Annotated in this window: 6 protein-coding genes, 1 pseudogene and 1 other annotated feature; of the genes and pseudogenes, 6 read left to right on the forward strand and 1 reads right to left on the reverse strand. The window is 44.9% G+C overall.

All coding sequences use genetic code 11. The features are described from left to right. The first annotated feature begins 154 nt into the window (after positions 1-154). Positions 155-377: a binding site (T-box leader), on the forward strand. 86 nt (positions 378-463) lie between these two features. From tyrS to PPOP_RS18895, 6 genes and pseudogenes are all read left to right on the forward strand, one after another. Continuing rightward, positions 464-1726, forward strand: coding sequence for a tyrosine--tRNA ligase (gene tyrS, locus PPOP_RS18870; protein WP_042230244.1), 1263 nt, complete (start codon positions 464-466; stop codon positions 1724-1726). 761 nt (positions 1727-2487) lie between these two features. Beyond that, positions 2488-3897, forward strand: a complete 1410-nt coding sequence (tyrP, locus tag PPOP_RS18875) for a tyrosine-tyramine antiporter (protein WP_006288316.1) — start codon at positions 2488-2490, stop codon at positions 3895-3897. A 66-nt stretch (positions 3898-3963) separates the two neighbouring features. Continuing rightward, on the forward strand, positions 3964-5829 hold the full coding sequence (gene tdc, locus PPOP_RS18880) for a tyrosine decarboxylase (protein WP_006288317.1): 1866 nt from the start codon (positions 3964-3966) through the stop codon (positions 5827-5829). A gap of 81 nt (positions 5830-5910) precedes the next feature. Further along, positions 5911-6384 (forward strand): annotated as a pseudogene (locus PPOP_RS18885) (bifunctional hydroxymethylpyrimidine kinase/phosphomethylpyrimidine kinase); the annotation flags it as partial. Between the two features lie 126 nt (positions 6385-6510). Then, positions 6511-7884, forward strand: a complete 1374-nt coding sequence (gene nhaC / locus PPOP_RS18890) for a Na+/H+ antiporter NhaC (protein ID WP_006288319.1) — start codon at positions 6511-6513, stop codon at positions 7882-7884. A gap of 197 nt (positions 7885-8081) precedes the next feature. After that, positions 8082-8372, forward strand: a complete 291-nt coding sequence (locus PPOP_RS18895; protein WP_006288320.1) for a YerC/YecD family TrpR-related protein — start codon at positions 8082-8084, stop codon at positions 8370-8372. A gap of 447 nt (positions 8373-8819) precedes the next feature. On the opposite strand, the gene PPOP_RS18900 is transcribed toward PPOP_RS18895, so the two are convergent. After that, a complete protein-coding gene (locus PPOP_RS18900; protein WP_093471125.1) occupies positions 8820-9038 on the reverse strand; it encodes a hypothetical protein in 219 nt (72 codons plus the stop codon). Positions 9039-9603 lie beyond the last annotated feature (565 nt).

Genomic DNA, 9603 nt, shown 5'->3' on the forward strand with positions numbered 1-9603 from the left:
GGGTGGTGAGAACTTTCATTCTACACGAATCCGGCCATGGGCCCTTTGTTTTTTATTCCCAGAAGGTGTCGCACTTCATTTTACAATCCGTCATTATAAAAAAGATGTTGACAAACCCTAACTGCAGGACTAAGATGACATTAATCTAATATTGGATGGCACAATGAAAGAGCGGAGTAGCAAGGTTGTCCCTGTTCTCAGAAAGCCGGGGGGTGATGCGACCCGGTACAAACAGCAATTGCGAAGTACACTCTGGAGGATCTTAGGTAATGCTAAGCGGATTGGCAATCGATATCATTGCCGAGAGTGGTATTAACAGTGACTGCAGCGCTGTTAATGCAATTTGGGTGGTAACACGGTTAATAATCGTCCCTATGTCTAAAATAGACTAGGCGACGATTTTTTTATTTTTCGGGTTATCAATCAAACTTCAATATAAAAGATCAAGGAGCTGACCACCATGTTGAATATTATTGATGAACTGGAATGGCGCGGAGCCATTAACCAACAAACGGATGCAGACGGATTGCGCAAACTCACAAGCGAGAAATCTATATCGCTATACTGTGGGGTTGACCCGACCGGGGACAGTATGCATATCGGCCACTTGATTCCGTTTATGATGCTTAAACGGTTCCAGTTAGCAGGCCACCGCCCTGTTATTCTGATCGGCGGAGCTACTGGCACGATCGGCGACCCGAGCGGACGGACATCGGAGCGCACATTGCAGACCATGGATCAGGTTCAGAAGAACGTTGACGCACTTACGGCTCAAATGAAAAAGCTGTTTCTCAACGAGGGTGATACCGGCTTGCGCATGGTGAACAACTTTGACTGGACCCATAACCTGACCATTCTGGATTTCCTTCGCGACTACGGGAAAAACTTCAGCGTCAATACGATGCTGGCCAAGGATATCGTTGCAAGCCGTCTCGACTCGGGAATATCGTTCACCGAATTCTCGTACCAGATCCTTCAATCCATGGACTTCCACCATTTGTTCAAAGAAATGGATGTGCAGCTTCAGATCGGCGGTGCGGATCAATGGGGCAATATTACAAGCGGACTTGATCTCATCCGTAAAAAAGAAGGTCCGGAAGCCAAAGCATTCGGTCTCACCATTCCACTGATGCTTAAAGCAGACGGAACGAAATTCGGCAAAACGGCCGGCGGGGCGATCTGGCTTGACCCAAACAAAACGACGCCATTCGAATTCTACCAGTTCTGGGCCAATACAGATGACCGTGACGTCATCAGATACCTGAAATTCTTTACCTTCCTTACGAAGGAAGAAATTGACGAACTGGAAACGAAGGTGAAGATGGAACCGCACAAGCGTGAAGCACAGTTGAAACTAGCGGAAGAAATGACCAAATTTGTGCACAACGAAGAAGCCTTGATCAAAGCTCAGAAAATTTCGGCAGCTTTGTTCAGCGGAGATATCCAGTCGCTGACAGCCGATGAAATCGAGCAGGGCTTCAAAGATATGCCGACATTCAATGCCTCGACCGAACCGAAGAACATTGTTGATTGGCTAGTAGATCTGGGCCTTGAGCCTTCCAAGCGTCAAGCGAGAGAGGACATCACTAACGGTGCCATTTCCATCAATGGGGATAAAGTTGCCGATCTGAATATGCAAATCACAGCGGACAACTCTTTCGAAGGAAGATTCATTATTATACGCAAAGGCAAAAAGAATTACAGCTTGGTCAAATTAGGAGAATAGCCTGTTGGCTATTCTCCACCTCAGATTGCAGCAGGATCGTGCAGATGCAAAAGCCGGCGGATCGCCTTGGGGACACGCTACGATGCAATTCGGATCGCAAGTTCACCCTAAATTCTATGATATTTATTACTTCCTTATCATTATATTATACATTTTATAAACTGGTTTTCTTGTCATGAATCATGACTGAAAGCCGGTTTTTTTTATAATTTTTTCCTAAGAAATCCTCTGAGTCAGGACTTTTTTGGAAATCAACAAGCTTCGTGAGTTCTGGGACTTGGGATAAACCATGCCGCTCGAAAGGCTTCACTTGGATGAGCCGCAGGCCATGCCGTGATTAAGTATTCATTTTATTCATATGAAAAAAACTATCTATGTCCTTTTACGCATGACGAAAGTCTTAAAATCCCCAAATTTAATCATGTATAAATATAAATAAATATACACTTATCGGATAGAGAAATGCTTTTATTATAAAAAGCATTAAATGGTTTAAGGTCTAAACAGTAACGTGATAAAAGCGTTAATGCCTTTATTAATAAGATTTTTTAACTTCAAAAAAAACCTTGTGTGACAAGGTGTTGAAGGTGATTGACATAACAAAAAAAACAGGCGTATACTGACCGTGCAAGTTAATCGATTAACAAAGAACATCATTTCCTATGACTTCCAAGGTGGTGAACTTGAAGGTTAGTTAACAATAATTTGTTGAGTATTTATGCATGAACCAGAATTAGAGATAGAAAGAAGGATAGTAATTTATGGCCAATTCAAAAAAGCTGACCCTGTTTGGCTTGATTGGTATCACGATGGCGTTCTTCGGTACCGTGCGGAGCGTTCCGACGCTGGCCGCAACGGGTTGGACACAGATCTTTTACATGCTGGTGGCGGCGGTTCTGTTTGCCCTGCCGATCGCACTGATGTCCGCCGAGATGTCAACGGGATTTGCTGAGGAAGGCGGGCCGCAGGTCTGGGTCAAAAAAGCGTTAGGGGAGAAGTGGGGATTCGTTACCTCCTGGCTGTTATGGGTTCAGATGTTCTTCGGGATGGTAATGGTTGCATCCACAGTGGGTGTACTTCTCGGTTACGTTATCGATAAACCTGATCTTTCATCAAATAACGTGTTTATCTTTGTAGTCATTCTGATTTCTTATTGGGGCGTAACCTTGTTGAATCTGAAGTTTGACATGGTTAAGATCGCGGGGAACTGGGGCGCCATTATCGGCGTATACATTCCATTTGTTATCCTCGTGGTTCTCGGCGTAATTTACATGATGAAGAACGGTATTCAGCCAGGAAGCTATCTGGATAACTTTAAGGCAAGCGACCTGCTTCCTAACCTTTCCGATTTGGGAAGTCTGGCTTACTTGTCCGGCATCATCTTCATCTTCGCGGGTGTAGAGATTTCTTCCGTTCACGCCAACAATATAGAAAATCCAAAACGGAATTATCCGATCGCGGTTATTGTATCTGTAATACTGCTTGTTATTTTCAACCTTGTGGCCGGCTTGACGGTATCCAACGGTGTGCCGGCAGGCAAGATGGAATTAGCGAATATCACCCAGCCTTATTTGATCTTCTGTAAGGATTTAGGCATTCCGTCCATTTTCGTCAATCTGATTTCCGCAATGATTCTGATCGGAGTTCTGGTTCAACTGAGCGCATGGGTCCTCGGGCCAAGCAAGTCGATGATTAAGGTAGCGGACGAGGGCAACTTGCCTCCTTTCTTCCAGAAGAGAACATCCAAAAATATTCCGATTACGTTCGTTATGATTCAAGCGATTGTCATCTCGATTGTTTCCGTACTGTACATCGTTGTACCGAATGTGAACAGTGCATTTCTGATAATTACGATCACGACGACGATTTTATATTGTATCGTTTACGCCTTGATTGCGATTTCGGCCATTCGCCTTCGTTACAAGATGCCTGAGATCGGAAGACCATTCAGACTGGGGAGCAAAGGAAACGGATTGATGTGGTTTGTTTCCATCCTGTCCTTGCTAAGTGTAGCTATCACTCTTGTTGTCAGCTTGATTCCGCCATCTGTTCTGGAGCCAAGCCAATATACCGGCTACATTATCTTTCAAATTGCGGCTACCGTAGTTATGGTGGGCATCGCCCTGATCATCTATAAAATGAAGAAGCCTAGCTGGAAGAAAAGTGAATAATTTCACATTTTTTATTGATTTATCATCTAAATCATACACAACTATGATCTACAGGAGGACTAAAACATGAGTTATCAAATTCCAGAAATCGACCTGAAAGCTTTGTTCCTTGGACATAAAGGGGAGAACGTGGATCTGTTCAAAGAAGTGCTGCTCAAAATGGTGGACGAGCACGTGGGCTGGCGCCAAAATTACCAGACACAGGACATGCCTATCATCACTCCTTTTGATAAAAGCAAACAAAGTTTTCAGGATACATCGAACCATATGCGCAGCGTGTTCAATGAACTATCCTCCAAGCTGCGTTCGCAATCGATGCCATGGCATACGGCCGGCCGCTTCTGGGGACATATGAACTCCGAAACGCTGATGCCGGCTATTATTGCCTACTCTACGGCCATGCTTTGGAATGGCAATAACGTGGCTTATGAATCCTCTCCAGGAACATCGCAAATGGAAGAGGAAGTCGGACATCAATTGTGCAGAATGATGAGCTACACAGCCGGCGAAAGCTGGGGACATATCTGTGCCGACGGTTCAATCGCGAACTTTGAAGGACTCTGGTATGCACGTAACATGAAATCCTTGCCGCTTGCCATCAAAGAAGTAGCGCCTGAATATGTTGATGGCAAATCCGAATGGGAACTCCTCAACATGACCACGGAAGAAGTTCTGGACATCATGGACAAGCTTTCTGAAAAGATGGATGAAATTAAAGCCAAATCCGCCCGCAGCGGTCGTCATCTTACGAAATTGGGCAAATGGCTTATTCCGCAAACCAAACACTATTCCTGGCTGAAGGCAGGAGACATCCTCGGTGTAGGTCTAGATGCCGTTGAAGCCGTTGACGTAGACAGCACTTATCACATGGATATCGAAAAGCTGGAAGCTAGAATCCGCGAGCTTGCCGCTCAGCATGTCCCTGTACTTGGTGTAGTGGGAGTAGTCGGAAGTACGGAAGAAGGTCAAATCGACCATATCCACAAAATCGTAGCACTGCGCGAGAAACTGAAAAAAGAAGGTATCTACTTCTACATTCACGTCGATGCCGCTTACGGCGGTTATGCCCGCTCCATTTTCCTGGATGAGAATGATCAATTCATCGATTACGACAAAATTGATGAGGTGTACGCAAGAAACCGTGTGTTCACGGACATGAAACTGAAAGACGAATGGCTTACCGAAGACGTATACAATGCTTTCAAAGCGATGAGCCAGGTGGAATCAATCACGATTGACCCGCACAAAATGGGCTACATTCCTTACGCTTCAGGCGCCATCGTCATCAGAGATATCCGAATGCGCGACGCGATCTCTTACTTTGCAACTTACGTATTCGAGAAAGGTGCAGATATTCCGGCATTGCTTGGCGCTTACATCATGGAAGGTTCCAAAGCAGGCGCTACCGCAGCTGCCGTATGGACCGCTCACAAGGTATTGCCGCTGAACATCACAGGTTACGGCAAGTTGATGGGAGCCAGCATTGAGGGCGCATATCGTTTCTACAATTTCTTGAAGGATAAGAAATTTTATGTGAACGGTAAAACCATTACCGCATATCCATTGACCAAGCCGGATTTCAATATGGTCGACTATGTCTTCAATGAAGAAGGAAACACGGACCTGGAGAAAATGAACAAGCTGAACCATGACTTCTTCGACTACTCATCCTATGTGAAGGGCGATCTGTACAGCAATAAATTCTTTACGTCGCACACGGACTTCGCTATTCCGGACTATGGCAACAGCCCGCTGGAATACATACAAAGCCTTGGATTTACTAAGGAAGAATGGGATCGTGTTGAAAAAGTAACAATTTTGCGTGCTTGTGCCTTGTCCCCGTACGCTCATGATCCTGAAGTTTTCGAGTATTATGCAGCCGAGCTTGAGCAGGCAATACTCGAAAACCTTACTCATGCAATGTACGAATAACAATCTCATAATAGGGAGTGCGTAACACACAACAATATTGTCTGTTGCGCATTCCTATTTTATTCATAAGGAGAACCGAACATGGCAGATACAGCGATTAAAAAGGTTTTAACGGTTGCAGGTTCGGATTCGAGCGGAGGCGCCGGTCTGCAAGCGGACCTCAAGACTTTTTAAGAGTATGGAACATTCGGTTTCACCGCAATCACTTCCATTGTTACCATGGATCCCGAACATGGTTGGAATCATGCTGTTTATCCGGTAAATTCCGAGCAGGTTAGACACCAGCTGAAAACGGTTCTTTCCGGCAGTCCCCTGGATGCAATGAAGACCGGCATGCTGGGATCCATTGAGATCATAGAAATTTTGAGCGAAACCATCGAGCAACATCATCTTCAAAATATTGTTATCGATCCCGTGATGGTGTGCAAAGGGGAAAGCGAAGTCCTCCAGCCTGAGAATGGAATAGCTATTCGCGAGCTTCTTTTGCCCCGGGCAACCATAGTAACGCCCAATTGGATCGCCTACACTTATCTGGACAATAAAAATAAGGTCGCGTAAACTGAACCTAAACTAGGTGAGGAGCCTGCGACATGAGGAAATAAGAACGCCGTATCTTTACCTTACAAGTGATTATTTTATATAGGAATGACGTTACGTCATTGCAGATAAGGAGTTCAGCTTATGAAAAAAGAAGAGGTATCGCTTAAAGAAAGCTTGTTTTTTTTAGTGGTGTTACTGGCGGTTATAGGGGTGTGCATCATTGTTTTGGGCATGGATCCTCAAATCCCCATTCTCATCTCCCTTGGCGTTATCATCATCTTTGCCAGAATCAAGGGATTTTCCTGGGACCGTATTCACAAAGGCCTTCAAAACGGCATTACCCCCGGATTAATACCGATCCTGATTTTTATGCTTATCGGGGCTCTGGTCAGCGTATGGATTGCTGCAGGAACCATTCCGACGATTATGGTCTATGGATTCGGCATATTGTCCGCAAAATTCTTTTTGCCTTCCGTATTTATGATTTGCGCTCTTGTTGGGGTCACGGTAGGCAGTTCCTTCACAACGATATCTACGGTAGGCATTGCTTTTTTCGGCATGGGGCAGATCATGGGCTACGATCCGGCAATTACCACTGGCGCCATCATCTCCGGTGCATTTCTAGGCAACAATATTTCTCCGTTGTCGGATACGACCAATTTGGCTTCAGCCATTGCCGAGGTTGATTTATTTGTACACATCCGCTACATTTTGCGCGTCGTGATTCCAGCCGCTTTCATTTCGCTTCTGTTCTTTATTGTAGCTGGGCGTTCCAACGTCTTGTCGACAGGAGAAGAGATCAAAGAACTGGTGAATACATTGAATTCTTCTTTCGTCATCTCTGTCGTGACACTCATTCCGGTACTCATACTTTTCCTATGTGCCTGGCGAAAAGTTCCTGCTATACCGACCTTGTTGTTATGTATTTCTTGTACGATCATCGTTTTTTTTATCTATCATCCTCACACCAGTTTTCTCGATATATCCAAGCTGATGCAAGACGGTTACGTGTCCGGCACCGGCGTAGAAAGCGTGGACAAGCTGCTGTCTCGCGGTGGCATCCAAAGCATGATGTGGTCCGTATCTCTGATTCTGCTTGCACTGGCGCTGGGTGGATTGCTCGTGGAACTGAAAATTATCAGCACGTTAATAGCCCGAATTACCGATTTTGTTAGCACCAAAGGAAAATTGATATTGATGACAGCCGTTAGTTCCATGGGGGTTAATCTTCTTCTGGGGGAACAATATTTGTCCATTATTTTACCGGGAGAAGCGTTCAAGCCTCAATTTGACTCGATTCATCTTCCTCGCAAAGAAATGTCGAGGATCGTCGCTAATGCGGGAGCGGCCTTCAATGCCCTTATTCCTTGGGGGGTTAGCGGCGTATTTATTACCGGAACCTTAGGGGTTTCGACACTCGAGTACCTTCCATTTGCCATCTTTTGCATTGCTGCTCCGGTCCTTAACATCATTTACGGGTTTATGAAGTCGACCAAGGCGTCTCAAGTGAGCTGAACATTCACGTCCGGCACAGAAAAGCAACCGTTATCTCCAGTTGCTTTTTTGGGCCGGACAAATTTAGTGGTCTCAATCATGCATAAGCAGGAAGAGAAAAGCTTTACAACACTTTGTCACTAAACTATGTCACAGCCAGCTAGGAATAATGCGATTATAATTCACAAAGACGCAGCACCACTGGAGGAGACTAGCATATGCTGATTAAGGAATTGGAAGGAAAAGCGTTGGATGAGTTTTTTGAGGGGATTTTAACATTGGAATCACTTGAAGAATGCTATGCTTTCTTTGACGATCTGTGCACGGTTAACGAAATCAAAACGTTGAAGCAGCGTTTCCAAGTAGCAAAAATGTTATACAATCACAAAACATATTGCGAAATCGAGGAGGAAGCCAAGGCCAGCTCGGCTACCATCTCGCGCGTGAAACGCTCGTTAATTCATGGGAATAACAGCTATGACGTTATTTTTAAACGCATGAAAGAATAAGCGGGTGCCGAACCCGAATAAAACTTTTTACATAAATAGGGGCGAGTGCATGTCCATAAACTTGACGCTCCCCATCATTTGTATTGTCTCTTGCTTATCGCGAAATTCTCGATCTAATATAAGGGGTGGACTCAGGGGTCTCAGTTTTGTAAACGTATCCATATAATAATGGAGACCTTGTTTTGGTTTCTAGAATCAACGGATTCCGCTAAATAAGAATCAACAAAACTTATCATTCCCTTCCTATTAAGCTATCATAGAACTGGTAGTTTGGATTATCAACAGAAAATCAAACAACTTTTTTGTACGAAAATGACACCTTGCACGAAGTAGCAGGATGTAGTTCTTTACCCTGAAATAGAAGGGTTTTGTAAAATGGCACAAAAAAACACCCCCACCCAACTCTTGAAGCTCCACTTTGTACCCTTGTTGTTTGATCTTGTGTACTCAGTAGTTGACGTCCTTTTCTTTTTTCGGTAAATCATCTGGGCCGAGTTCTTCATAGGGCACACCCGTCCGCAGCATGATGAAGATGATGCGAAGCATCAGGTGAGCCAGTGCCATATTTGCTTTTTTCGGCCCTCGTCGCTTGACCAATCGGTAATAATAGGCGGATAGCCGCGTGTTTTTTGTTTTGGCAGCAGCCCAAGCAGCCTGACATAGCACGGACTTTAATCCTTTATTCCCCTTACGGGTTCGCATACTTTTTTTCTAACTTGGGTTTTGACCCTCGCTTTCACGTCTGCTGGCTCCAGCACAACACCGTTCAATTTTTTTGCCTGGCACGTTTTTGATTCGCTGTGGATTCGCCAAGATAAGTTCTTGTCCAGAGACCCTGCCAATACACAGGCAACGACAGTCTCTTGGTGCACATCCAACCCTGCACACCGTTCCAATAACGCATCCATTCCAGCTTCACTCCCTTGCTTTGGATTGAACGGATCATGCAGCAACGAGAGGTGTACTTTTGTACACGTGCTCAGGGCAACAATCGGCGGTGCTCAAAGCTGCAATAGGCGGGATGTGGCTCACCAAAAAAAATTCGACCTTTGATCTGCCTATCTTTATTTGCGCAGAAGAAGCTCAAATTGGCAACCCTCATTTTCATTCATCGTGGTGGCCGACAGGCCATGGGGGTTTTCTATGTAACTTCATTATGGGAATGGGTATAAATGATGAATACCAATTTGGTGAAGCTGGATGAATTGACGGATAGTAAAGAGATGTTCGA

The organism is Paenibacillus popilliae ATCC 14706, from assembly GCF_000315235.1.
GTDB classification, from domain to species: Bacteria; Bacillota; Bacilli; order Paenibacillales; family Paenibacillaceae; genus Paenibacillus_B; species Paenibacillus_B popilliae.